Below are 24,905 nucleotides of genomic sequence, written 5' to 3' on the forward strand. Positions count from 1 at the left end.
GGAGGACAGCCCTGGATTACGGTTGATTTCGGGGTTTTTGCAACGAATCCGTCATTCAGGGATAGCGAGGCAACGATGACAAATTATCGAAATATTCTGGCCTGGGCTTGCGCCGCCGCGTGTGGCCTGGGCATTCCGGCTGGGGCATTGGCGCAGACGGCCAGTGGTGAGCAGACTTACGAGGAGTTCGTGGTCACGGCCCAGAAGCGCGAGGAGCGACTGCTGGACGTGCCCATGAGCATCGAGGCTTTCTCCGGCGAGGAGATGGAAGAGCGTGGCATCGACACGGTCGAAGATCTGAGTTTCGCCGTGCCCGGTCTGACGACCCGCTCCGACGGCCCTGGCAGCTACACCATCTTCATGCGCGGCGTGGCCAACCAGTACGGTGGCGGCGCCACGGTCAGCACCTACATGGATGAGGCGCCGCTGACCCTGACCGGCTACGATCAGCTCTATTTCCCGACCATGGACCTGGAACGCGTCGAGGTCCTGAAGGGACCGCAGGGCACGCTCTATGGCCAGGGTTCCGTGTCCGGCACCATCCGCTACATCACCAAGGATCCGGTGCTGAACGTCTTCGAGGGCAGTCTCAAGGGCGCCCTGTCCACGGTGGACGAGGGCAACACCAAGCGCGAGTTCACCGGCATCATGAACATCCCGATCGTGCAGGACGTGGCCGCCCTGCGCATCGCCGCCAACGTCCAGGACGGCGGCGGCTGGATCGACCAGCCGGAGGCCGGTATCGAGGACGGCAACGAGGCCGACCAGACCAGCTTCCGCATAAAAGGTCTCTGGCAGGCCACCGATCTTCTGACGCTGGAGGCGATGATTCTGCGTCATCGCTCCGAGACCCGGTTGGGCCAGGGCTTCGAACAGCCGGACCGTACCAATTTCGTGGCCATCGATCCGTCCATGACCCTGGTGCCCAAGGAATACGACTACGATCTATATAACCTCGAGGCCACTTACGATTTCGGATTCGCCGAGCTGCTGAGCGCGACGACCTACGTCGAGCACGATCACCAGTATCCCTTTGCCTATCAGTCCAGCGGCCCCGATATGCGTGGTTACGCCGGTTCCGACTACGAGGGTAATGACGCCCGCTGGGTCGAGGCCGACCAATTCACTCAGGAGTTGCGCCTGACCTCGACCGGTTTCGGTCCCTGGAAGTGGACCATCGGCGCCTACTACAGCGACAGCGAGAAGACTTTGGACGCCTTGTCCGATTATGTCTATTTCGCTTTTGGCCCCCCCGTATACGGTGCGCCCTACCATTCGGAACAGGAGTCCAAACAGTCGTCTGTCTTCGCAAATGCGTCCTATGACCTGACCGATCGGCTGGAAGTCGGTGCCGGCGTGCGCTACTTCAGGGACGAGCGTGACGAGTTCTACAGGGAAACGGGGGTAGACGAGGAGGAAACCTTCGATTCGGTCGATCCCCGCATCTTCGCGTCGTACGCGATCACTGACAGCGCTAATGTGTACGCCAGCATTGCCAGGGGTTTCCGCAGCGGCGGTGTCAACTCCGGTGACGGACAAGTCTACGACCCTGAGAGCCTGATCAGCTATGAACTCGGCACTAAGGCCAGTGTGCTCGACGGCGCCGTCGATTTCGAGCTTGCCGTGTTCTTCAGCCAATACGACGACATGTTGCGCCGGGGGCTGGTGCCCACGCCGGGCAGCGGCAGCGGTACCACGCAGACAACCAGCAATATCGGCGAGGCCGAAATCAAGGGCATTGAGGGTGGCGTTACCTGGCGCCCGTTGGACGGCCTGGCGCTCAACGCTACCTTTGCGGCCACCGATGCCGAGGTTACGCATGTGGATAGGCAGGATCAGGCGCAGGACGGCGATCTGACCTCCCTGGAGGGCGATCCCATCGACTACGTGCCGGATTTCAGCCTGACGCTGGGCGCGCAGTATGATTTCTATTGGGCCGACAGCATCCCGGGTTTCGCGCGGGTGGACTACAGCTACCGCGACAAGGTGCCGTATACCGACCGCACCGCCTTCTTCAGTCACGCGGTACCGCAGTACTCGGACATCGTGCGATTGCTGGATGCCCGCATCGGCCTGACCTACGGCCGGGCGACGTACGAGTTGTTCGGAACCAACCTGACCAACGAGAACGTCTACATCGACCCGTACCACGCGTGGGAGAACGCCAACCGCACGCGTCCGCGTGCCGTCGGAGTGAGCGCCAAGTATGATTTTCAGTAAGCCCCTGAAGCGACGGGCCCGGGGAGCGCTGCTGCTGGCAGCGCTCGTCCCGGGGGGTGTTGTGGCCGCCGGTCCCCAGGCCGGCCTGGAGCCGACGGTCAATGCCCCGGCCCGCACGCTTGAATTCGATTGGCCCATGATCAAGGTGGGCACCGCTTCTTACGAGGCGGGGCCCACCGGGACCACGGTGATCCAGTTCGACCGCAAGGTCTACAGCGCGATCGACGTGCGCGGCACGCCCGGCACGGTGAACGCGCCGTACATGAATATGTACTACGATCTGCCGGAACTGGACACCGTGGTGTTCGCGGGTGGCTCCTGGTACGGATTGGAGGCGGTTACCGGCGTCGCCAGTGCCTTGAAGGACGATGGCGTCCGCGACGGGAAGGCCTTCGGGGTCACGCCCAACATCGCGATGTCGGTGGGCTCGATCATCTTCGATTTCGGCAGCCGCCGACTGAACGAGATTTATCCGGACAAGCGCCTGGCGCAGGCGGCCTATCGGGCCACCAAGCCGGGCGTGTTCCCGCTCGGCGCCACCGGTGCCGGCCGCTTCGCCAAGACCGGTCATTTCTTCGGCTGTAACGCGTATTCGGGGCAGGGCGCGGCCTACCGCGAGATCGGCGAGGTCAAGATCGCCGCGTTCGTGGTGGTCAACGCCTATGGTGCCGTCACCGATCGTCAGGGTCGGGTCGCCGCGTGCTATCCGGACCCGGCCTGGCCGGAGGAACTTCGCGACAACCCGCAGACCACCGAGTTGCTGGCCCGTTTCGCGGAGATGCAGGAGAAGAAGCTGGCCGGCTCGGCCGACGGTGAGCGCGACCGCAACACCAACACCACACTCAGCCTGGTGGTGACCAACCAGAAGTTGACGCCGGTGGAACTCAAGCGGCTCGCGGTCCAGGTTCATGCCTCCATGGGACGCGCGCTGCAGCCGTTCACGACCATGTACGACGGCGATGTGATGTATGCGGTCTCTACCGCCGAGATCGAGCCGAAGATGTATGTCCCCGAGATCGGCGCCATCGCCGGCGAGGTGATGTGGGACGCGATCCTGAGTTCGGTGCCCGAGCAGCCGCAGGCGGCGACGCCCGCCGATGGACCCGTGTTGGGCGCCGACGCGCTCGAGGATCTGGAGGGCGATTACCGTTTCAGTCAGTTCGTCACCGTCCGCGTCGAGGCCGAGGGCCGCAGGCTCAAGGCCCGTGCCGTGGGTGAGCGAGAGGCCTATGCCATCGGCAAGGACGGGTTCACCGAACTGAAGCCGGTCTCGGAGACCGATTTCATGGTGCCCGGACGCTATCCGCTCACCCTGCGCTTCGCGGATGAGGGACGGTTGGTGATCAATCCGGGACATTGGGAACAGGTCGGCAAGCGAGCCGACGATTGAGCATCGCGACCACCGGCGGGCGTTTTCTCCCTGCGCTCGCACTAGTGCTCTCCTCTTGGCCGGTGGTTGCGGTCATTCAACCCGGCCCGTCGCGTACCGTGGTGGTGTGCCCCGCGGACGCGGCGGGACCGGGTTGTCATTTTTCCGGCGACGGCGGCATCCAGGCCGCGGTGGACGCGGCCGGCGACGGCGACACGGTCCACCTTCGGGCCGGCCGCTACCATCCCCGCGCCTATCGCGACGTCGCGTTCCAGGACCTGACCATCCGCGGCTACGTGCTGGTCGAGGGCAAGTCCCTGACCCTGAGCGGCGAGCCGGGCACGGTGCTTGACGGCGGCCGGGGCGAACGCGCCTCGGCGATCGTGGTCCACGACGGCGATCTGACCCTGCGCGATCTCCGGATCGAGGGCTTCCGGGTGCGCGAGCCCGAGGACGATATCTACGACGGTCACGGCGTGTTCGTGGTGGACGGCCGCGCCGCGCTGGACGGTGTGACCTTCCGCGCGAATGAAAAGATGGCCCTGTCGATACGCGGCCGCAGCGATGTCACCGTGGATCGCGGCCGCATGCTGGACGGTCATCTGGGCGTCTGGATCGAGGAGGACGCCACGCTCGCCATCCGCGATTCCGTGATCCGACACAACGATTCCGCCGGTATCGCCGCCTACGTGTCGTCGCGGGTCGACGTCGAACGCTGCGTGTTCGAGGCCAACCTGGACGACGGCGTCTATACCGCCGAGGCGGCCGCGGCCGAGGTCCGCGATTCCCTATTCCTGCGCAATGGTCCCTACGCGGTGCGCGGGGTCGACGACAGTCGCCTGCGGGTGCGTGCCTCCTGGTTCCATGGCAACGCGGCGGTGGCCAACGACGGTGAAGGCGCGACGCCGGTGCTGAGCGGTATCACGGTACTGGACCCGGACAATCCGGACGGTGAGCCTTCGCGCTGACCGGCACGCCGTTGCGGGCGTCGCCGGCCGGGTGGCTGCCGGCTTCCCTTCACCCTCACCCCTGACCCCTCTCCCGCTCGCGGGAGAGGGGAACCCGATTGCGAACGGGAAGCTCTCCCGCGAGCGGGAGAGGGGAAGCCGACTGCGAGCGCGGGCAGTGCGGCGCGCGGACTACTACTGGTTGCCCCAGGCCGGGCTCCAGAGACCGTCCGCGGTCTCGCGCTGTTCCCAGTAGAACGCGCCGCGCGGACGCGGATGGTTGCCGATCTCGTCCATGCTGTGCGAGTCGTAGAGCCGGCCGTTGATCATGGTCTGGCTCACCGAGCGGGTATGGCGGATATCGGCCAGGGGGTTGTCCTCCAGCACGATCAGGTCCGCCAGTTTGCCGGGCGACAGAGTGCCGAGACGGTGGTCTAGGTTGAGGGTGCGGGCGCCGTTGATCGTGGCGGTACGCAGCACATCGTGCTCGCTCATGCCGCCCTCGGCCAGCAGCCACATCTCCCAGTGCAGGCCCACGCCCTGGATTTGGCCGTGGGAACCGGCGTTGATGGTGACACCGGCATCCATCAGTTCCTTCATCGAGTCCGCGACCGAGCGGATGCCGATGTCCCAGAGCTCCTCGGCGACCTGGGCGGTGGTCATGCCGCGCACGTGCGGCGGGGCCGAGTGCGGCGAGGCGATGTAGTTGTAGCCGCTGGTGGTCTCGGGCACGAAGTCGCGGATGCGCGGGTCCTCCCAGCTACGGGTGGTCTGATAGAGGTAGTTCTCGCCGAGCTGGCCGCCGAACAGGATGATCAGTGTCGGCGTGTGCGCGGTGTCGCTGTGCGCGAAGAGCTGGATCAGGTCGTCGTGGTAGGTGGGCACCGGCAGGTTGTGTTCCAGCGCGGTATAGCCGTCCAGGATCATGGACAGGTTGAAGTAGAAGTGGGCCTCGCCCTCGGCGTCCGCCATGATCCCGTGCTCGCGGGCGGCCGCCACGATCTGCTGGCGCTGGCGGCGCATGGGTTGCTTGTAGCTCTTCACCGCCGGCGCGCCGAGCGCGTCCTTGAGGGCCAGCACGCGTTCGGCGTCGGCATAGTCGTCGATGGGCACGTAGGAGCCGTCCGGCCGGCCGGCGCGGCCGTGCAGCGGCAGGCCGGTGTGCATCAGGCGCGGGCCCACCGACAGGCCGGCGCGGCGCTTCTCCGTGAGGGCGAAGGTCGGCAGGTCCGAGGTGTATGGGTCGTAATTGGTGGTGACGCCGAACGCCAGGGCGGCGTAGTGGCTGGGCACCTTCTGCGGTTTGAGGCCGGCATTGGCGTAATAGCAGTCGTTGAGGTGGCCGTGCATGTCCACCAGGCCGGGCAGGATGGTCTTGCCGGCGGCGTCGATCACCTTGGCGCCGTCCGGCACCGTCACCTCGACGGAGGGGCCCACGGCCGCGATCCGGTTGCCTTCGACCACCAGGGTGCCGCGTTCGATCACCTCGTCGCCGCGCATGGTGATCAGGCGGGCGTCGACGAAGGCCAGCCCGCCGTCCGGCACGTCGGATTCGACCTCCAGATTCAGGGCCTCTTGACTGTGCCCGGCGACCCGCCGTCCGCCCGCCGCGGGTGCGTCGATGCGGGCGGTGTGCAGTTGCGGTCCCACGGCCCAGTGCAACGATCGCGAATCGGCGCCCCAGGTCAGCGCATACCCGCCGCCCGGCGTCACTTCCGTCACCGGGATCGCGTTTTGCGACGCGCCGACGGTCATCGGCTCGCCGGTCTCGCGGTAGGGGGCGACATAAATGCGGCGCCGGTCCTTGAACGCGATCGTGCGCAGGTTCGGACTCGGGCGCAGGGTCGAGACGTCGGGGTCCGCGGCGACGACATGGACGCGCCGGTCGCCGCCGTCGCGCGCGACGCTGGCCACGGCGGGCAGCCCCTCGTGCTCGGCGAGGAAGTAGATACGCGAGCCGTCGGGCGAGAACCGGGGTCGCCTGCCGTCCCCCGTCAGGCGCCGCGGCTCGCCGCCGTCCGCGGGAACGGTGTACAGGCCCGGCTCGCCGCTATAGCCGCCGACACACTTGTCGCCCGACGAAACCTGATAGGCCAGAGTCTTGCCGTCGGGCGAGAACGCGGGCCCGTGGACCACGCCCGGACTGCGGGCGACGGTGCGCGGCTCGCCGCCGGCGGCGGCGACCACCCGGATCGCGCCGCGCTTCTCGTCGTCCCACGCGGCATAGGCGATCCGTCGGCCGTCGGGGGCGTAGGCGGGATCGGTCTCGATGACGTCGCCGTCGGTCAGGCGGTGCGGCGTGCCGTCGGGCAGCGATTTCGACCAGAGCCGATCGAGGCCGGTGAAGGTCACGGCGTCGCCGCCGGGTGCCGCCGTGAGGTGCTCGATCGCCCGTACCGTGAAGGTCTCGGGTGCCAGCTCGATGTCGGGATGGGGTGCCTGCGTGACGCGGTGCCGCGCGGTCACCTCGATCGGGATCACCTCGGCCGCGCCGGTGACGGTATCCACCCGCCGCAGCTTGCCCCGGGCCCAGATGGCGATGTGGCGGCCGTCGGGGAACCAGTCGTAGCGGGGATAGTAGGTGCCCTGCGGGATGAACGAGGCCTGGGCGTCGCGGCTGAGGCCGGCATAGACCGGCCGCTGCTCGCCGCTTTCGAGGTCGTACACGAACAGCACGGTCTCGGCTTTGACCCGGCGCACGAAGGCAAGGCGCTCGCCGTCCGGCGATACCCGTGGCGTGGTGGCGCCGCCGAAGCCGCCGATCAATCGCTCGGTCGCTCCGGTTTCCAGGTCGCGGTGCATGACCGCGAAGTTGACGTGGTTGGGGTCGATGAAGATGTGCGATTGGTGCAGGGCGGTGACGCGCTCGGTGTAGTAGAGATGGCGTCCGTCCGGGGATACCTCCGGCTCGAACACGTTGGTGCCGTTTTCGGGCTTGGCCACGAGCAGGCGGCCCTTGCCGCCGCTACGATGGTATAGCCGCAGCTCGGACGAACCGGTCTCGCTGGCCTGGGCATGGGTCTTGGCGGCGACAAAATGATCTTCCGGGCCCCATGTCGGACTGACGACCACGTCCACCGTCTCGTCGGTCACCGGCGCGGCATCGCTGCCGTCGGCCGCCGAGGTCCAGATATTGTCGCTGCCGCTCGCGTCGCTCAGATAGACCATCCGGTCGCCCCGGGGACCGAAGCGGGGCATGATCTGCAGCGCCGGTCCGCCGTGCACCAGCCGGGCGGTGCCGCCGCCGGCCGGTACCGCGTAGATATCGCCCAGCAGGTCGAACAGCAGCGTCTCGCCGTCCGGACTCACGTCCACGCTCATCCAGGTGCCCTCGTCGACGGTGAACTCGACGTCGCGGTAGGGGCCGTGCGGCGCGGTCACGTCCCAGTCGCCGGCCGGGGCCGGCGGGGCGGCGGCCAGACAGAGCGAGGCGAGGATGGCGGCGGGAGGGAGAGTACGGAGCGTCATGGCATCGGGCCGGTTCGTATGGTGACGCCGGGCGGTGTCGCCGGCCCCGATTTTCTAACACGGTCGTCGCGTGCACGGGAGTTGCCGAACATGGGCGCGCCGGTGACGATCGCGCACCGCAACCGTCGCGATAGGCATCTCGGGGAACGCCGACGCGCTGCGTAGACTGGCCCGATCCATTCGAAGGCCCGTCCCCGCGGTGAACCGGACCCTGCTGCTCAAGCTGCATCGCTATGTCGGCCTGGCGCTCGCCGGCCTGCTGATCGTGCTCGGCGCCACCGGCAGCGCCATCGTGTTCGAGCCCGAGCTGGACGCTTGGCTCAATCCCGAGCTGTTCCGTATCGACCGGCCCGGCGGGAAGGCGCTGCCGCCGGGCGAGCTGATCCGGCGGGTGGAGGCCGACGATCCCCGTATCCGGGCCTATTACCTGACTCTGGCGGATCGGCCGGAGAAGGCGGCCGTGGCTTATGTCGCGCCGCGCACCGATCCGGCGACCGGCGAGCCTTTCGACGTGGCTTACGACGAGGTGTTCATCGACCCGGTGAGCGGCGGGATCAACGGTCGCCGCCTCTGGGGCGAGTGCTGCCTGGAGCGGCCCAACCTGATGCCGTTCCTGTACAAGCTGCACAACCGCCTGCTCTTGCCCATGGACATCGGCCGCCCGCTGATCGGGATCGTGGCGTTGCTGTGGCTGGGGCTGGCCGTCGTGGGCGGCTACCTGACCTTTCCGCGCGGCGGTCCGTTCTTCCGGCGCTGGCGCCGGAACTGGTCCGTGGGTCGCGGGCGCACCGGCTTCCACACCGGTCTGCGGCTGCACCGCGCCGGCGGTCTCTGGCTCTGGCCGGTGATCGTGGCGGTGGCCCTGACCGGGGCGATGCTGGGCTTCGAGGGATCGCTCCGGTCCGTTGTGGGCTCGATCTCGCCGTCCGAGGAGACGGTATGGGAGGCCTATGCCGACCGTGACGATGTGCCGGCCGAGCCCGTGTCCTACACCGCCGCGCTCGCCGCGGCCCGCAATCGCGTCCGCCGCGCCGGGGAGACCGGCGGGCCGGACCATATCAGCTATGCCGGGGAACGCGGCCTCTACCGCGTCGCCTTCGGCGATCCCGACGGTTTCGGTCTCGGCACGACGACGGTCTACGTCGACGGCCGCGACGGCCGGGTCGTGGGCATGACCGGGCCCGGCGACGGCAGTGCCGGCGACGTACTCCTGCGGGCGGGACAGCCCCTGCACGCCGGTCGCATCGCCGGCGCGCCGGGCCGGATCGCGGTGTTCCTGGCCGGGCTCGTGGTGGTGCTGCTGTCCGTGACCGGCGTGGTCATGTGGTGGCTGCGACGCCGTCGGCAATGAATGTCCCGCAATAAGAGGTCGACCATGAAGAAACTCGGGCTTTGCCTGTTCCTGGCCGCTTGCCCCGTCTGGGCATGGGCGGCCACGCCCGACACCGCCGGGGACGATCCGGCGGCCGGCGCCGAAGCGCGTCTCGACGAACTGCAGCGCCAGTATCGCCGTCTGCAGGAACGCACGGAACGCGAGCTGCGCGCCCTCGAGGCCCGGATCGACACCCTCCAGGCCGACGACCGCGAAGCCGCCCGCGGCGACGCCTCCGGCGGTCTTCGCGATCTGCCGATCGAGGTCTCGGGCGATCTGCGGCTGCGCTACGAGCACACCACCGACCATGCCGGCGATCCGGACCGCAACCGCGGTTCCCTGCGCGGTCGCCTGGGGGCGGCCTATCGCCTCAATGAGCGGGTCACCATCGGCGGGCGCTTGGTCACCGGTAACAGCGACGACCCGAATTCCGCCGATGTGACGCTGAGTGATTTCACCGACGATTTCGAGGTCAGCCTGGACCGGGCCTATGCCGAGTACCGCGGCGAGCGCGGCTTCGTGGTCGGCGGCAAGTTCGCCAACCCGCTGGCCAACACCGACCTGGTCTGGGACGGCGACGTCAATCCGGCGGGTCTGGCGGGCGGTTACACCCTGTACCGGAACGGCGGCTTCAGCGCCGCCGCCACCGGCGTGTTCGCGGTGATCGACGAGCAGACCGCGGGCCGGGACAGCGACATGCTGGGCGGTCAGCTTTCCCTGTCGCTGGCGCCCGCGCCCGACTGGTCGCTGGCCCTGCACGGCGGGTATTACGATTATTCGATCGGCAGCCTGGCGAACGCCGATGCCGGCGATATCCGCGGCAACCGGCTGGCGCCGGGCGGGACCGAGTACCTCTCGGCATTCGAATTGCTGGATATTCTAGGGGAACTGCGCTACTCGGGCTGGAGCGCCGAGTGGCCGATCTCGCTGACGGCCGATTACGTCAAGAACCTGGGCGCCGAGGTGTCGGGCGATACCGGCTACGCCGTGTACCTGGGCACGGGCCGGTTGGCGCATAGCGGCGACCTGCGTTTCCAGTACGGTTACTCCGAGGCCGGCACGGACGCCGTTTTCGCGGCCTATTCCCAGGACAACATCACCTACTCGACCAACTATCGGCTGCACACCCTCAAGCTGACCTACGTGCCGTTCGCGCAGGGCCGCACCAATCTGACCGTCTATCGCTACCGGCGTGATGACCCGGCGGCCGGCCAGGACCGGGACGATGTCACCCGGATTCGTCTGAGTCAGAGTTTCCTGTTCTGACGTCGCCGCGCTGCGCGGCGGCGGCGCGGGCTCCGCCGGAGAGCGCGGACGCGGTACAGTGTGCGCCATGGACCCCCGCGCCGCGCTCAAGCTCTGCGACCTGTTCGCCGACCTCGACCGCCGGGCGCTGCGCGCCCTGGCCGAGGCCGGAGACTGGCAGCAGTTGCGCGGCGGCGATCGTCTGTACAGCGTGGGCGACCGCGGGGACGCCCTGTATCTGGTGGTCCAGGGTCGCCTGCGGGCGATCCGGCCGGAGTCCGGGGACCGCGGTTACCGTCTGGTGGGCGACATCGGCCGCGGGCAGACGGTGGGCGAGATTTCGGTGCTCACCGGCGAGGCGCGCAAGGCCGAGGTGTTCGCCCTGCGCGACAGTTGGCTGTTCCGGATCGGGCGCGAGAGCTTCGAGCGGCTGTTGCGGAGCCATCCGCAGGCGATGTTCCGGGTCACCCGGCTGATCGTGGCGCGGCTGCGCGGGGTGCGCAGCGTGGCCGAGCGCGCCAGCGTGCGCAGTACCCGCACCTACGCGGTCCTGCCGGCGCACGCCGGGCTCGACGTACGCGAGTTCAGCGGACGTCTCACGCGTGAGCTCGCGCGGCTGGGATCGACCCTGCGCCTGGACCCGGCACGGGTGGACGAGGCCCTGGGCGAGGGCGCGGCCGCCAGTCCGTTCGAGCAGGACAGCGGCAACCGCGAACTGCTGGCCTGGCTCAACCGTCTCGAGGACGGCTACCGCTATCTCGTCTACCAGGCCGGCCCGCGTCCGGACGCCTGGACGCGGCGCTGCCTGCGCCAGGCCGACCGCATCCTGGTGCTCGCCGACGCCCACGCCACGCCCACCGACTCCGAGCCCCTGGCCTGGCTCCGCCGGAGCGGGCTGCGCGCCCCGGTGGACGTGGTGCTCCTGGGCGAGGGGGGCGACGCCCTGGGTTGGCGGCACGAGGCGGGCGCCACTTTCCATCATCGCCTGGGCGGCGATCTGGCGACGGCCGACATGGGCCGGCTGGCACGGTTGGTCGCCGGTCGCGGGCTCAGCCTGGTGCTGGGCGGCGGCGGCGCGCGGGGGTTCGCCCACGTGGGTCTGCTGCGGGCCATGCAGGAAAAGGGGCTGGCGGTGGACGCGGTCGGCGGCACCAGCATGGGAGCGTTCGTGGGCGCGCTGGCGGCCTCCGGGATGGATGCCGAGTCGATGCTGGCCTGCCTGCGCGAGACCTTCGTCGACAACAATTTCCTCAACGACTACTCGGTGCCGCCGCGGCTCTCCCTGATCGGGGGCAACAAGTTCCGCGGCCGCCTGGAGGCGATCTTCGGCGAGCGCCGGATCGAGGAGTTGGCCCTGCCGTACTACTGCGTGAGCACCAATCTCACCCGCGGCGTGCCCGTGATCCACGACCGCGGCCCCCTATGGGCCTGGGTCGGCAGTAGCATGGCGGTGCCGGGCATCGCGCCGCCGATGGTCCACCGCGGCGAGCTTCTGGTGGACGGCGGTCTGCTCGCCAGCGTGCCCTTCGATCCCATGCTGGAGATGGGGCGGGGGCCCGTGGTGGTCTCCAACGTGAGCAACCAGCCGGATCTCTACGTGGAAGCCGGAAAGGGCGACGAGCCGGACGCGCCCGCCATGCTCGGCGAGGCACCCCGGCACATCAATCTGTTCAAGATCCTGTTCCACACCGCCACGCTCACCAGCGAGCGCGAGAGCCGCGACCTGGACGCGCGCGCGGACCTGGTGCTGCACATGCCGGTGGCGGGCGTGGGCATGTTCGACTGGGAGCAGATCGACGGCATCGTCTATCGCGCCTATCACCACGCCGACGAGGTCCTGGACCGCTGGCTGGAGGAGAGCACGGACTCGCGCGAGAGCGTCGAGCCGGCCATGCCGGCGCCGGTGGCCGACATGGGTTGAAGCAGTCGATTATCTATCCGCTGATTTCACGGATTACACTGAAAATACAATTAGTTAAAAGCTATTGTTAATGTCATCGATCCGCAGATGGACGCCGATTAACGCAGATTGGTCAGGGCTGTTCTTTAATCTGCGTATATCGGCGTAATCTGCGGATTTTTTCCGGGAACCGCCCGCCAAAGTCCGTTGCCACCCCGGCAGTTCGATCGCCGGGGCGCTGCGCGGTCGGTGCCGTGCCGAGCCAAGGTATTTGCTTATCCGCAGATGGACGCCGATTAACGCAGATTGGTTAGGGCTGTTCTTTAATCTGCGTACATCGGCGTAATCGGCGGATTATTTCTTTCGGGAACCGCCCGCCAAGGTCCGCTACCAACCCGGCAGTTCGATCGCCGGGGCGCTGCGCGGTCGGTGCCGTGCCGAGCCAAGGCATTTGCTTATCCGCAGATGGACGCCGATTGACGCAGATTGGTTGGGTTGTTCTTTAATCCGCGTACATCGGCGTAATCTGCGGATTATTTCTGTGGGGAACCGCCCGCCAAGGTCCGCTACCAACCCGGCAGTTCGATCGCCGGGGCGCTGCGCGGTCGGTGTCGTGCCGAGCCAAGGCATTTGCTTATCCGCGGATGGACGCCGATTAACGCAGATTGGTTAGGGCTGTTCTTTAATCTGCGTATATCTGCGTAATCTGCGGATTATTTCTTTCGGGAACCGCCCGCCAAGGTCCGTGGCCAACCCGGCAGTTCGATCGCCGGGGCGCTGCGCGGTCGGTGCCGTGCCGAGTCAAGGCATTTGTTTATCCGCGGATGAACGCCGATTAACGCAGATTGGTCAGGGCTGTTCTTGAATCTGCGTCCATCGGCGTAATCTGCGGATTCTTTCTTCCGGCAAGCGGCCAGCAAGAACCTCTGCGCGCCTCCGTGCGCCTCTGTGGTTTCATGTCCCGCCAACCAAAGCCCGGCTCCGATCGGTGGGAGCTTGGCTGTTGGCTAGACGGCTCACTCATGCCGGTTGATTTTGTAGACACCATCTATCCGCAGATGGACGACGATTGACGCCGATATGGGCGGGCTGTCGGTCTGAATCTGCGTGTATCGGCGTTCATCGGCGGCTTACTTTCTTCGCTGATCCGCGCCAAGGTTGCGGGTAACAATCAGTGAAATCAGCGTAATCCGTGGATTTTCCTAACCGGTAACGAGCAGACGCTCGATGACGCTTTCGTAGATGCGGGCGAGGGCCGGCAGGTCGTCGGCGGCGATGTGCTCGTCCAGCTGGTGGATGGTGGCGTTGAGGGGCCCGAGCTCGACCACCTGGGCCCCGGTGGGGGCCACGAAGCGGCCGTCCGAGGTGCCGCCGGCGGTGGACAGCTCGGGGATGCGGCCGGTGACCGCCTGGGTGGCGGCTTGCACGGCCCGGATCAGCTCGCCGTCCTCGGTGATGAAGGGCTCGCCCGACAGATGCCAGTCGATGCGGTGGTCCGGTGCATGGCGGTCGAAGACATCGGCCACGCGTTCGCGGATGGCCTCCGCCGTCAGGGCGGGCGAGAAGCGCAGGTTGAAGCAGGCCTCGGAACGGCCGGGGATCACGTTGTCGGCGCCGGTGCCGGCGGCGATGTTGGAGACCTGTAGCGAGGTCGGCGGGAAATGTCGGTCGCCGCGGTCCCATTCGATCGCGGTCAGTTCGGCCAGGGCCGCCACCAGCCGGTGCAGGGCGTTGTCCGCGGCCTGCGGGTAGGCCACGTGCCCCTGGCGGCCGCGCACCGTCACCCGGGCCGTGAGGCTGCCGCGGCGGCCGTTCTTGACGGTGTCGCCGAGGCGTTCGCGGCTGGAGGGCTCGCCGACCAGGCACCAGTCGATGCGCTCGCCGCGCTCGCTCAGGGTCTCGATCACCCGCCGCGTACCGTCGCGCGCGGGGCCTTCCTCGTCGCTGGTGAGCAGCAGCGCCAGGCGCCCCGCGTGCGCGGGATGCGCGGCGCGAAAGCGCTCGCAGGCGACGACCATGGCCGCCACGCTGCCCTTCATGTCGGCGGCGCCGCGGCCGTGGAGCATACCGTCCTCGATGCGCGGCTCGAACGGGTCGCCGTGCCAGTCTTCGGCCGGACCCGGCGGCACCACGTCGGTATGGCCCAGCAGGCAGAGCAGGGGACCGGAGCCGCCGGTGACCGCCCAGAGGTTGTCGACCTCGCCGAAACGCAGGCGCTCGACCGCGAAGCCCGCCGCGCCGAGGCGCTCGGCCACCAGGTCCTGGCAGCCGGCGTCGTCCGGCGTCACCGAGGGGCGGCGGATCAGCTCGCAGGCCAGTTCGATGGTCGGGTCCATACTGTCGGGGCGCCCTGGTCCGGTGGAATCTTTCGCGTCAATAGCTTACGCGAATCACGAATCACGACTAGTCCGCACCGGCCAGGGCGGTCTCGTAGCGCGGCCCGGAGAAGCCGACCACCACGCCGCCGGTATCCAGCTCCAGCACCGGTCGCTTGATCAGTGTGGGGTATTGCTGCAGCAGGTCGGCCGCGGCCCCGTCGCCGGTCACCGTCCGCTCGCTTTCGTCCAGCTCGCGCCAGGTCCGGCTGCGCCGGTTGATCAGCGTCTCGGGGCCGACCTCGTCGAGCCAACGCCGAATCCGCTCGCGTTCGACGCCCTCGGCGCGCAGGTCCACGAACCGGTGGTCGATGCCCTGCGTGGCCAGCCAGCGGCGGGCCTTGGTGCAGGTATCGCAGTTCTTCAGGCCGTAGAGAGTCACTGTTGACATGATGCTCTTGTACTAGTCGCGGAAGATGGCAAGAAGATTAACCACAGAGACACAGAGATCACAGAGAAAGAGAACGCAAGTTCAAACGCATTTGCGCCAGAATGCAGACAAGTCGGCGCTTCTCGTATCTTGTTGACTTCAGAGAATACTTTTCTCTGTGTCCTCTGTGCCTCTGTGGTTAGCCTTGGTCAATTCAATCCGCGCTGCGCAGCAGCTCGTTGATGCCGACCTTCTTGCGGGTGGCGGCGTCGACGCGCTTCACGATCACGGCGCAGTTGAGGTTGTAGCGGCCGCCGTCGCGGGGCAGGCTGCCGGCCACCACCACCGAGCCGGCCGGCACGTGGCCGCGCAGGATGACGTCGTTTTCGCGGTCGTAGATCGGCGTGGACTGGCCGATGAACACGCCCATGGAGATGACCGCGCCGGCGCCCACGCGCACGCCCTCGACGATCTCGGAGCGGGCGCCGATGAAGCAGCCGTCCTCGATGATGGTGGGCGCCGCCTGCAGGGGCTCCAATACGCCGCCGATGCCGGCGCCGCCGGACAGGTGCACGCCCGCGCCGATCTGGGCGCAGGAGCCGACGGTGGCCCAGGTATCCACCATGGTGCCCTCGCCGACATAGGCGCCGATGTTGACGTAGCTGGGCATGAGCACGGCGTTGCGCGCGATGTGCGCGCCCTTGCGGACCATGGCCGGCGGCACCACGCGCGCACCCTGCTCGCGGAAGGCGGCCTCGTCGAAGTCGGCGTACTTGGCCGGGACCTTGTCGAAGAAGCGGGTCTCGCCGCCCTCGATCAGGTGGTTGTCGCGCAGCCGGAAGGACAGCAGTACCGCCTTCTTGAGCCACTCGTTGACCACCCAGTCGTCGCCGCGGGGCTCGGCCACGCGGGCCTCGCCGCGATCGAGCAGCTCGATCGCCTCCAGGACCGCGTCCCGCACCGCCGGATCGGCGTCGTCGGGACGGATCGTGTCGCGATTCTCGAAGGCGCTCTCGATGGTCTGCTGCAGGTCTGCCATGGGTCTCGGTCGTCTGGATGAAAGCGCGGATTCTAGCAGGGCTGGGCATTAACCACAGAGGCGCACGGGGGCGCTCAGAGGGATGGATGGTTGTCATCCCGGACAACATTCGACGAGCTCGATCGACTGCTGAATCCCGGATAGGCGCTGACACGCATTCCGGTAAGACATCGCAATCTCTTTCTTTCTTCCTCTGTGCGCCTCCGTGCGCCTCTGTGGTTTGTTATTCCCGTTATCCAGCAAACGTTTCGCACACCCGGCGTATGCGCTGAGCGGCCTCCACGCAATCCTCGACCGAGGCCACCAGCGACAGGCGCAGGCGGTTCTCGCCGGGGTTGCCGTCGCCGGTGTCGCGCGCGAGATAGCGGCCGGGCACCACGCGCACGTTCTCGCGGGCCAGCAGCTCGCGGGCCGCGGTCTCGTCGTCCAGTCCGGGCGGCAGGGCCGGCCAGAGGTAGAAGGCACCGTCCGGCCGCGGCACGTCCATGACCGGGTCCAGGATCGGCAGGACCGCCGCGAACTTGGCCCGGTAGCGGTCGCGGTTCTCGCGCACGTGGTCCTCGTCGTGCCAGGCGGCGACGCTGGCGGCCTGCACCGGCGGGCCCAGGGTCGCGCCGTGGTAGGTGCGGTAGCGTAAAAAGCGCGCGAGCACGGCGGGGTCGCCGGCGACGAAGCCGGAACGCAGGCCGGGCAGGTTGGAGCGCTTGGACAGGCTGTGGAAAGCCACGCAGCGCGCGAAGTCGTGATTCCCGGCCTCGGCAGCGACCTGCAGCAGGCCCGGCGGCGGGTCGGTCTCGTCCGGGTAGATCTCGCTGTAGCACTCGTCGGCGGCGATCACGAAGTCGTGGCGCTCGGCCAGCGCCAGCGCGCGCTGCCAGTAGCCGCGGTCGAGCACGGCGCCGGTGGGGTTGCCGGGCGAGCACAGGTAGAGGAGCTGGCAGGCGTCCCATTCGGCGGCCGTGGGCGCGTCCAGGTCCGGCAGGAAGCCGGTGTCGGCCCGGCAGGGCAGGTACAGCGGCTCGGCGCCGGCGAGCAGGGCGGCGCCCTCGTAGATCTGGTAGCCCGGATTGGGCATGGCCACGCGCGCCCCGCCCCGGGGATCGACGACGGCCTGGGCGAACGCGAACAGTGCCTCGCGGGTGCCGGCCGCCGGCAGCACCTGCCGTTCCGGGTCGACGGCCGGCAGCCGGTAGCGTCGCGCCAGCCAGGCCGCGATCGCCGCCCGCAGTTCGATGCCGCCCTTCGTCGCGGGATATTTTTCGAGCCCGTGCAACGCGCCGGTGAGCGCCTCCCGGACACAGGCCGGTGCCGGGTGCCGCGGCTCGCCGATCGCCAGCGAGATGGGCGCGTGCGCCGCGGCCGGCTCGACGTCCCGGAGCAGCGCCGCGAGGCGCTCGAAGGGGTATGGCTGGAGACGGTCGAGGCGGGGATTCATTAGCGCTGCGCGCCGTGTCGTCACTGTTTCTGCATCCGGTCCAGCGCCCGCGTCAGCACCTGCCGTAGCTGGTGGAACAGCGCCGGGTCGTCGATGGGACGATGGTTGCGGTCGGTGACGTAGAAGATGTCCTCGGCACGCTCGCCGATGGTGGCGATCTTGGCGGTCTCCACCAGGATGCCGCGCTTGCGGAAGATGTCGCCGACGGTCGACAGCAGGCCGGGGCGGTCGGCGGTAATCAGCTCCATGACCGTGCGGTCGCGGTCGGGATCGTCGCGGAAGTAGATCTGGGTCGGCACCGTGAAGGCACGGCTGCGCCGCGACGCGCGCCGGGTGACCCGCACCCGCGAGACCTCGGGGTCGGCGATGGCGCGGGCCAGGGCGGTCTCGATCTCCTGGGCGCGATGGGCCTCGGTGATGGCGCTGCCGTCGCTCTCCGTGACCACGTAGCTGTCCACGGTGTAGCCGTCGCGGGTGGTGTTGATGCGCGCGTCCAGGATCGACAGGCCGAGTTGGGCCAGGATGCCGGTGGTGAGGCCGAACAGGTAGTCGCGGTCGCGGGTGTAGACGAATACCGTGGTGCCGCGCTGGCCGCTGGTGTCCACCAGCACCAGCGGCGCCTCCCGGTCGGCGGTGTCGTGGGCCGCGATGCCGGCGGTCTGCCAGGCGATCTCGCCCGGCGTGTGGCGCAGGAAATACTCGTCGTCCATGCGCTCCCAGATGGCCTTGAACACCGGCGTGCGCACCTTGTTCCGGGTGAGGATGGCGGCCGCGGCGCTACGGGTCTCGGCCACCAGTTCCTCCTCGCGTAGCGGGTTCTCCAGACCCCGTGCGAGGGCGCGGGCGGTGCCTCGGTAAAGCTCCACCAGCAGGCTTTCCTTCCAGGAGTTCCAGAGCTCGGGATTGGTGGCGCGGATGTCGCAGATGGTGAAGATGAACAGCCGGTCCAGGCGTTCGCGGCTGGCCACCGCCTGCGCGAATTCGTGCACCACCGCCGGGTCGTTGATGTCCTTGCGCTGGGCGGTCATCGACATCAGCAGGTGTTGCCGTACCAGCCAGCACACCAGGTCGGTGTCCTCGCTGGACAGGCCGTGGTGGCGGCAGAAGGTCTCGGCGTCCACCGCGCCCAGTTCCGAATGGTCGCCGCCGCGGCCCTTGGCGATGTCGTGGAACAGGCCGGCGACGTACAGCAGGTGCGGCTTGTCCAGCCGCTGCATGATCTCGCTGGCGAAGGGCAGTTCGTGATCGAAGCGCGGCAGCCGCAGCCGGCGCAGGTTCCGGATCACGAACAGGGTGTGCTCGTCCACCGTGAGCGTGTGGAACAGGTCGTACTGCATGCGGCCGATGATGCGGCCGAAGTTGGGTAGGTAGCGGCCGAGGATGCCGTAGCGGTTCATCCGGCGCAGGGCCCGGGTCACGCCGCCGCGCTGGCGCAGGATCTCGGTGAACAGCCGGCGGTTGCGGACGTCGTTGCGGAAGTCGTCGTCGATCAGACGGCGGTCGCGCCGCATCAGGCGCAGGGTCTCGGCACGGATGCCGGTCAGCCGCGGCCGGGTCTGCATGAGATAGAAAATCTCCAGCAGCGCCGCGGGATGGCGGCGGAACACCTCGGCGTCGCGCACCTCGATGAAGCCGTGCCGGGACTGGAAGCGCGGGTTGATCGGCACCGGCGCGGCATCGTCGCCGGCGTGCAGGATGGCCTCCGAGAACAGTTGCAGCAGGATATCGTTTAGCGCGGATAACGCCTTGATATTCCTGTAGTAACGCTGCATGAACTGTTCCACGGCGAGGTTGTGCCGGGCGTCGCGGTAGCCGAAGCGCTCCGCGACCTGCACCTGGTGGTCGAACAGCAGCCGGTCCTCGCTGCGATCGGCAAGGGTGTGCAGGGCGAAGCGCACGCGCCAGAGGAAGGCCTGGCCGCGGCGCAGCTCGCCGTACTCGCGCTCGCTGAGGAAGCCGTGTTCCACCAGTCCGTAGAGCGTGTCGGCGCCGAAATGGCGCTTGGCGACCCAGGCGATGGTCTGGATGTCGCGCAGGCCGCCCGGGGATTCTTTGACGTTGGGTTCCAGCTTGTAGGCGGTCTCGTCGAAGCGCGCGTGGCGCTCGCGTTGCTCGTCCAGCTTCGCCTGGAAGAACTCGGCCACCGGCCAGATACGGTCGGGCCCGATGCGTGCCTGCATGTCGGCGAACAAGCGCTCGCTGCCGTCGAGCAGGCGGGCCTCCATCAGGTTGGTGATGATGGTGATGTCGTCGGCGGCGACCTCGGCGCATTCCGCCGGCGAGCGCACGCTGTGCCCGATCTCCAGGCCCAGGTCCCAGGCGAAGGTGACGAAGCCCTCGAATGCCTCCCGGAGTTCCTCCAGGCAGCCGTCGGGGTAGAGGATCAGCAGATCGATGTCGGAGTGCGGCAGCAGGGCGCCGCGGCCGTAGCCGCCCACCGCGGCCAGCGCGGCCTCGTCGGCCAATTCGCCGACGTAGTGCCGCCAGCCGCGTCTCAGGACCGCGTCCACGAGTCGCGCCCGGCAGACGACCAGTTCCTCCGCGGAGGCGCCGGCGGCGAAGCCGTCGGCGAGCAGCGAGCGAGCCTGCTTGAGGGCGTCGCGCAGGGGGGCGATCTCGGCGCCTTCGACGGTCTCGAGCCCGGACAATACCCGCCGCTCGAGATCGCGCGAGAAGATGTCGGCGGTCACCTCGTCCGCGGTGTCGGTGCTCATCCGTCGTTCGCGCCGGGGGTCAGGATTTCGACGCCGTCCCGGGTGACCAGGAGGGTGTGCTCCCATTGCGCCGACAGCGAGTGGTCCTTGGTGACCACGGTCCAGCCGTCCGGCAGGACCTTAACGTGGCGCTTGCCGGCGTTGACCATGGGCTCGATGGTGAAGGTCATGCCCGGTTCCAGCACCAGGCCGCTGCCGCGCTTGCCGTAATGCAGCACCTGCGGGTCCTCGTGGAACTGGCGGCCGATGCCGTGGCCGCAGTACTCACGCACCACCGAGCAGTGCTGGGACTCGACGTATTCCTGGATGACGGCCCCGATGTCGCCGAGGCGGGCGCCGGGGCGGACGTGCTCGATGCCCAGGTGGAGCGCCTCGCGGGCCACCTCGGAGACGCGCTGTGCGCGCACGCCGGGCTTGCCGACGGCGAACATGCGGCTGGTGTCGCCGTGGTAGCCGTCCAGGATCACGGTGATGTCGATGTTGAGAAGGTCGCCCTTCTTGAGCTTCTTGTCCCCGGGGATGCCGTGACAGACGACATGGTTCACCGACGTGCAGATCGACTTGGGAAAGCCGTGATAGTTGAGCGGGGCGGGGATCGCGCCCAGTTCGTTGACGATGTAGTCGTGGCAGATCTCGTCCAGCTCGCCGGTGGTGACGCCGGGGGCGACGTGCGGTCCGATCATGTCCAGGACGCTGGCGGCGGCGCGTCCGGCCCGCCGCATCTTGTCCTGTTCCTCGACGCTCTTGATGGTGACGCTCATTGGATCCAGTCCGGAAATGGGCGCCGGAAGGCACCCGCAAAAGCTCCCTAGTATTTCATTCCTGCCCCGCTTTGTCGCGCGAACCGGCCCGTGTCCCGGCGCGGCCGGGGCCGATCGGCGACACGGGCGGTGGTTATAACGGGTGCGTTATGGTATAAACCGCCCGCATTCGCGGCAACGCGGATGCACATATATATCTTTTACTAACCCACACACGCGCCGGCACATGCGGCCGGGTGTCCGGTGGAAGGAAGCTGTCTTCCCGAGGCCGGATTGCCGTATGGGGCGCGTGGAGGCCCAACCCGGAGTCGGAAAATGAGCCAAGTGAGCATGCGTCAACTGCTCGAGGCGGGGGTCCATTTCGGCCACCGCACTCGGTACTGGAATCCGAAGATGTCGCCCTACATCTTCGGTCATCGCAACAAGATCCACATCATCAACCTCGAGGAGACCCTGCCGCTCCTCAAGGAAGCCCAGAACTACGTGAGCCGTCTCGCCGCCAACGGCGGCCGGATCATGTTCGTGGGCACCAAGCGCGCGGCCCGCGACGCCATCGGCACCCAGGCCCGGCGTTGCGGCATGCCCTACGTCAACCACCGTTGGCTCGGCGGCATGCTGACCAACTTCAAGACCGTCAAGAACTCGATCCAGCGTCTGCACGACCTGGAGCAGATGATCGAGGACGGCTCCATCCGCAAGCTCTCCAAGAAGGAGGGCCTGGAGCTCACCCGCGAGCGTGACAAGCTCGAGCGCGGTATCGGCGGCATCAAGGACATGACCAGCCTGCCCGACGCCCTGTTCGTGATCGACGTCGGCTTCGAGAAGATCGCCGTGGACGAGGCCCGCAAGCTGGGCATCCCGGTGGTCGCGGTGGTGGATACCAACTGCTCGCCGGACGGTGTCGACGTGGTGATCCCGGGCAACGACGACGCGATCCGCGCGATCCGCATCTACACCGAGGTGGTCGCGGACGCGGTGCTCGACGGGCGGGCGTCCTCGGTGCGTGGCGCCAAGGAGCAGGCCGGCGGCGGCGACTATGTCGAAGAGGCGCCGGCACCGGCGGCCGAGCCCACGGCCGAGACGGAAGCCGCCCAGGCGGAGACCACGCAGAACACCGTGATCCAGGAATCCGAGACCGAGGCCGAGCCGACCGCCACCGCCTCGCTGGGCGACGTCGCCGCGTCGGATGCCGGCGAGGAGGGCGGTTCCGAGGAAGCCGAGAAGAAGGACGCCGACGAGTCCGCCGAGCAGAAGTGATCGGCGGCGCCGTTACCGGCGATGGTTAACCGTGATGCCGGCGGTCCGAGGGGGCGGCCGGTATCAGTGGCACTGAATGATTTAGAGAGGAATACGCATGGCGATTAGCGCAGCACAGGTGAAAGAGCTGCGGGAGCGCACCGGCGCCGGCATGATGGAGTGCAAGAAGGCGCTGGAGGCGGCCGGGGGCGACCTGGAGGCCGCCGCCGAGACGATGCGTCGCGAGGGCCTGGCCAAGGCCGACAAGAAGGCCGGCCGGATCGCGGCCGAGGGCCGCGTCGCGGTGGCCGTCGGCGACGACGGCCGCGAGGCGGTGCTGGTCGAGGTGAACTGCGAGACCGATTTCGTGGGCAAGAACGACGAGTTCGTCGCCTTCGCCGACGCCGTGGCCGCCACCGCCCTGCAGTCCGGCACCGATGATGTCGAGGCGTTGGCCGAGGCCGGGATGGACGGCGAGACCGTCGAGGACCGGCGCCGCGCCCTGATCGCCTCCCTGGGCGAGAAGGTGACGGTGCGCCGCCTGCACCGGCTCCGCAGCGAGGGCGGCGTGATCGCGACCTACCTGCACGGCAGCCGTATCGGCAGCGCCGTGGCGCTGTCCGGCGGCGACGAGACCTTGGCACGCGACCTGGCGATGCACGTGGCCGCCAGCGCGCCCCGGTTCCGCGACGCCGACGACGTGCCCGCCGACGTCCGCGAGAGCGAGCGCGAGGTGCTGGTGGCGCAGGCCAAGGAGAGCGGCAAGCCCGACGACATCGTGCAGAAGATGGTCGAGGGGCGCTTGCGCAAGTTTCTCGGCGAGATCACGCTGCTGGGCCAGCCCTTCGTCAAGGATCCCGATCAGACCGTGGCCAAGCTCCTGCAGGCCGCCGGTGCCGAGGTGACCGACTTCGCCCGTTTCGAGGTCGGCGAGGGCATCGAGAAGAAGCAGGAAGACTTCGCCGCCGAGGTGAAGGCCCAGGCCGAGGGCTCGGCCTAGGCCGGTCTGTCGCCGCGGCGCCCGCGCCGCGGCCGGGGCCGGCCCGCGGGGACCGGTCGAACGCGCGCCGGACGGCATGCCGCCGTCCGGCGGCTGTCCTGTCGGAGTTGGAGAGACGCGCATGGGTGACGAGAAACCGGTCCATCGTCGGATTCTGCTCAAGCTCAGCGGCGAGGCTCTGATGGGCGAGGCCGATTACGGCATCGAGCCGCGCGTGATCAAGCGCCTGGCCTCCGAGATCGCCGATCTGATCGCCGCCGGCGTGGAGGTCGCGGTGGTCGTCGGCGGCGGCAACATCTTCCGCGGCGCAGGTCTCGCCGATGCCGGCATGGACCGGGTCACCGGCGACCAGATGGGCATGCTCGCCACCGTGATGAACGCCCTGGCGCTGCAGGATGCGGTGGAGCACGCCGGCCTGACGGCCCGGGTCATGTCCGCGATCCGCGTCAACCAGGTATGCGAGGATTACATCCGCCGGCGGGCCATCCGGCACCTGGAAAAGGGTCGCGTGGTGATCTTCGCGGCCGGCACCGGCAATCCCTTCTTCACCACCGATTCCGCGGCCAGCCTGCGGGCCATCGAGATCGGCGCGGACCTGCTGCTCAAGGCGACCAAGGTGGACGGCATCTACAGCGCGGACCCCTTCCGCGATCCGGGTGCGGAGCGCTACCCGCACCTGACCTACGACGAGGTCATCGACCGGCGGCTGGCGGTGATGGACACCACGGCGATCGTGCTTTGCCGCGACAACAACCTGCCGCTACGGGTGTTCGACATCGGCCGCCCCGGCGACCTGCACCGCATCGTCTGCGACGATGACGACGTTGGTACCCTGGTGGACAACCGCGAACGGTAGTAAGGAAGCCACACATGCTCGATGAGATCCAGAAAGACGCGAGCAGCCGGATGGACAAGACCATCTCCGTGCTCAACGACAATTTCCACAAGATCCGCACGGGACGCGCCCATACCAGCCTGCTCGACCACGTGACCGTGGACTACTACGGCACCGAGGTACCCCTGAACCAGGCCGCGAGCGTCAACGTCGAGGACGCGCGCACGCTGACCGTCAGCCCCTGGGAGAAGAGCATGGTGCCGGTGGTCGAGAAGGCGATCATGACCTCCGACCTGGGTCTGAACCCCTCGACCGCGGGCACCGTGATCCGCGTGGTCCTGCCGCCGCTGACGGAGGAACGTCGGCGGGACCTGGTGCGCATCCTGCGCCAGGAGGCGGAGGATGCCCGGATCGCCGTCCGCAACATTCGCCGCGACGCCAACCAGGACCTCAAGGACCTGGTCTCCGAGAAGGAACTCTCCGAGGACGAGGCCCGCCACGGCGAGCAACGCATCCAGGAGCTCACGGATAAGCACATCGCCCGCATCGACAGCCTGCTCGAAGCCAAGGAGCAGGAGGTGATGACGGTTTGAACGTGCCCCGGTGCGGCAAGGACGGT

General features: G+C 68.1%; 17 protein-coding genes. 10 read left to right on the plus strand and 7 right to left on the minus strand.

Going from position 1 to position 24,905, the window contains the following annotated elements; genetic code table 11:
- The first annotated feature begins 147 nt into the window (after positions 1-147).
- The 3 genes from PC39_RS08735 to PC39_RS08745 all read left to right on the plus strand — a co-directional run bounded on the left by PC39_RS08735 (position 148) and on the right by PC39_RS08745 (position 4,557).
- A complete protein-coding gene (locus tag PC39_RS08735) occupies positions 148-2,220 on the plus strand; it encodes a TonB-dependent receptor (protein ID WP_353252994.1) in 2,073 nt (690 codons plus the stop codon).
- Positions 2,221-2,281: 61 nt separating this feature from the next.
- Positions 2,282-3,610 (plus strand): P1 family peptidase, encoded by a 1,329-nt coding sequence (locus PC39_RS08740; protein ID WP_353252995.1) that lies wholly within the window; start codon positions 2,282-2,284, stop codon positions 3,608-3,610.
- A gap of 62 nt (positions 3,611-3,672) precedes the next feature.
- Positions 3,673-4,557 carry a right-handed parallel beta-helix repeat-containing protein gene (locus PC39_RS08745; protein ID WP_353252996.1) on the plus strand — a complete coding sequence of 295 codons (885 nt, stop codon included), beginning with the start codon at positions 3,673-3,675 and terminating at the stop codon, positions 4,555-4,557.
- A gap of 174 nt (positions 4,558-4,731) precedes the next feature.
- On the opposite strand, the gene PC39_RS08750 is transcribed toward PC39_RS08745, so the two are convergent.
- Positions 4,732-8,004 carry an amidohydrolase family protein gene (locus tag PC39_RS08750; protein WP_353252997.1) on the minus strand — a complete coding sequence of 1,091 codons (3,273 nt, stop codon included), beginning with the start codon at positions 8,002-8,004 and terminating at the stop codon, positions 4,732-4,734.
- Positions 8,005-8,203: 199 nt separating this feature from the next.
- Between PC39_RS08750 and PC39_RS08755 the strand changes: the two genes are divergently transcribed.
- From PC39_RS08755 to PC39_RS08765, 3 genes are all read left to right on the plus strand, one after another.
- Positions 8,204-9,355 carry a PepSY-associated TM helix domain-containing protein gene (locus PC39_RS08755; protein WP_353252998.1) on the plus strand — a complete coding sequence of 384 codons (1,152 nt, stop codon included), beginning with the start codon at positions 8,204-8,206 and terminating at the stop codon, positions 9,353-9,355.
- A gap of 24 nt (positions 9,356-9,379) precedes the next feature.
- Positions 9,380-10,642 (plus strand): putative porin, encoded by a 1,263-nt coding sequence (locus PC39_RS08760; RefSeq protein WP_353252999.1) that lies wholly within the window; start codon positions 9,380-9,382, stop codon positions 10,640-10,642.
- Positions 10,643-10,709: 67 nt separating this feature from the next.
- Positions 10,710-12,542 carry a patatin-like phospholipase family protein gene (locus PC39_RS08765; protein ID WP_353253000.1) on the plus strand — a complete coding sequence of 611 codons (1,833 nt, stop codon included), beginning with the start codon at positions 10,710-10,712 and terminating at the stop codon, positions 12,540-12,542.
- 1,181 nt (positions 12,543-13,723) lie between these two features.
- Here PC39_RS08765 and dapE read toward each other — a convergent pair.
- From dapE to map, 6 genes are all read right to left on the minus strand, one after another.
- Complete coding sequence (dapE, locus tag PC39_RS08770) at positions 13,724-14,857, minus strand: succinyl-diaminopimelate desuccinylase (protein ID WP_353253001.1); 1,134 nt, start codon at positions 14,855-14,857, stop codon at positions 13,724-13,726.
- Between the two features lie 67 nt (positions 14,858-14,924).
- Positions 14,925-15,287: an arsenate reductase gene (locus PC39_RS08775; protein ID WP_353253002.1), complete on the minus strand. Its 363-nt coding sequence runs from the start codon at positions 15,285-15,287 to the stop codon at positions 14,925-14,927.
- 193 nt (positions 15,288-15,480) lie between these two features.
- Positions 15,481-16,305 carry a 2,3,4,5-tetrahydropyridine-2,6-dicarboxylate N-succinyltransferase gene (gene dapD, locus PC39_RS08780; RefSeq protein WP_353253003.1) on the minus strand — a complete coding sequence of 275 codons (825 nt, stop codon included), beginning with the start codon at positions 16,303-16,305 and terminating at the stop codon, positions 15,481-15,483.
- Between the two features lie 232 nt (positions 16,306-16,537).
- Positions 16,538-17,740: a succinyldiaminopimelate transaminase gene (gene dapC, locus PC39_RS08785; RefSeq protein WP_353253004.1), complete on the minus strand. Its 1,203-nt coding sequence runs from the start codon at positions 17,738-17,740 to the stop codon at positions 16,538-16,540.
- Between the two features lie 20 nt (positions 17,741-17,760).
- Positions 17,761-20,454: a [protein-PII] uridylyltransferase gene (gene glnD / locus PC39_RS08790; protein WP_353253005.1), complete on the minus strand. Its 2,694-nt coding sequence runs from the start codon at positions 20,452-20,454 to the stop codon at positions 17,761-17,763.
- Positions 20,451-21,215, minus strand: coding sequence for a type I methionyl aminopeptidase (map, locus tag PC39_RS08795; RefSeq protein WP_353253006.1), 765 nt, complete (start codon positions 21,213-21,215; stop codon positions 20,451-20,453). The genes glnD and map overlap by 4 nt, the downstream gene beginning before the upstream one ends.
- A gap of 315 nt (positions 21,216-21,530) precedes the next feature.
- Here map and rpsB point away from each other — a divergent pair, with 315 nt between their 5' ends.
- The 4 genes from rpsB to frr all read left to right on the plus strand — a co-directional run bounded on the left by rpsB (position 21,531) and on the right by frr (position 24,879).
- A complete protein-coding gene (gene rpsB, locus PC39_RS08800; protein ID WP_353253007.1) occupies positions 21,531-22,472 on the plus strand; it encodes a 30S ribosomal protein S2 in 942 nt (313 codons plus the stop codon).
- A 97-nt stretch (positions 22,473-22,569) separates the two neighbouring features.
- On the plus strand, positions 22,570-23,451 hold the full coding sequence (gene tsf / locus PC39_RS08805) for a translation elongation factor Ts (protein ID WP_353253008.1): 882 nt from the start codon (positions 22,570-22,572) through the stop codon (positions 23,449-23,451).
- Positions 23,452-23,572: 121 nt separating this feature from the next.
- The gene (gene pyrH / locus PC39_RS08810; RefSeq protein WP_353253009.1) at positions 23,573-24,307 is read left to right on the plus strand and encodes a UMP kinase; all 735 of its coding nucleotides are present in this window, start codon (positions 23,573-23,575) and stop codon (positions 24,305-24,307) included.
- Positions 24,308-24,321: 14 nt separating this feature from the next.
- Positions 24,322-24,879 carry a ribosome recycling factor gene (gene frr / locus PC39_RS08815; protein WP_353253010.1) on the plus strand — a complete coding sequence of 186 codons (558 nt, stop codon included), beginning with the start codon at positions 24,322-24,324 and terminating at the stop codon, positions 24,877-24,879.
- The last annotated feature ends 26 nt before the right edge of the window (positions 24,880-24,905 follow it).

It is taken from the genome of Salinisphaera sp. PC39, from assembly GCF_040361335.1.
Classification (GTDB): Bacteria; Pseudomonadota; Gammaproteobacteria; order Nevskiales; family Salinisphaeraceae; genus APNM01.

Coding starts and splice junctions, on each gene's coding strand:
- PC39_RS08750 (WP_353252997.1), bottom strand. CDS start 8,004: ATGACGCTCCGTACTCTCCCTCCCGCCGCCATCCTCGCCTCGCTCTGT.
- PC39_RS08760 (WP_353252999.1), top strand. CDS start 9,380: ATGAAGAAACTCGGGCTTTGCCTGTTCCTGGCCGCTTGCCCCGTCTGG.
- PC39_RS08765 (WP_353253000.1), top strand. CDS start 10,710: ATGGACCCCCGCGCCGCGCTCAAGCTCTGCGACCTGTTCGCCGACCTC.
- dapE (WP_353253001.1), bottom strand. CDS start 14,857: ATGGACCCGACCATCGAACTGGCCTGCGAGCTGATCCGCCGCCCCTCG.
- PC39_RS08775 (WP_353253002.1), bottom strand. CDS start 15,287: ATGTCAACAGTGACTCTCTACGGCCTGAAGAACTGCGATACCTGCACC.
- dapD (WP_353253003.1), bottom strand. CDS start 16,305: ATGGCAGACCTGCAGCAGACCATCGAGAGCGCCTTCGAGAATCGCGAC.
- dapC (WP_353253004.1), bottom strand. CDS start 17,740: ATGAATCCCCGCCTCGACCGTCTCCAGCCATACCCCTTCGAGCGCCTC.
- glnD (WP_353253005.1), bottom strand. CDS start 20,454: ATGAGCACCGACACCGCGGACGAGGTGACCGCCGACATCTTCTCGCGC.
- map (WP_353253006.1), bottom strand. CDS start 21,215: ATGAGCGTCACCATCAAGAGCGTCGAGGAACAGGACAAGATGCGGCGG.
- rpsB (WP_353253007.1), top strand. CDS start 21,531: ATGAGCCAAGTGAGCATGCGTCAACTGCTCGAGGCGGGGGTCCATTTC.
- tsf (WP_353253008.1), top strand. CDS start 22,570: ATGGCGATTAGCGCAGCACAGGTGAAAGAGCTGCGGGAGCGCACCGGC.
- pyrH (WP_353253009.1), top strand. CDS start 23,573: ATGGGTGACGAGAAACCGGTCCATCGTCGGATTCTGCTCAAGCTCAGC.
- frr (WP_353253010.1), top strand. CDS start 24,322: ATGCTCGATGAGATCCAGAAAGACGCGAGCAGCCGGATGGACAAGACC.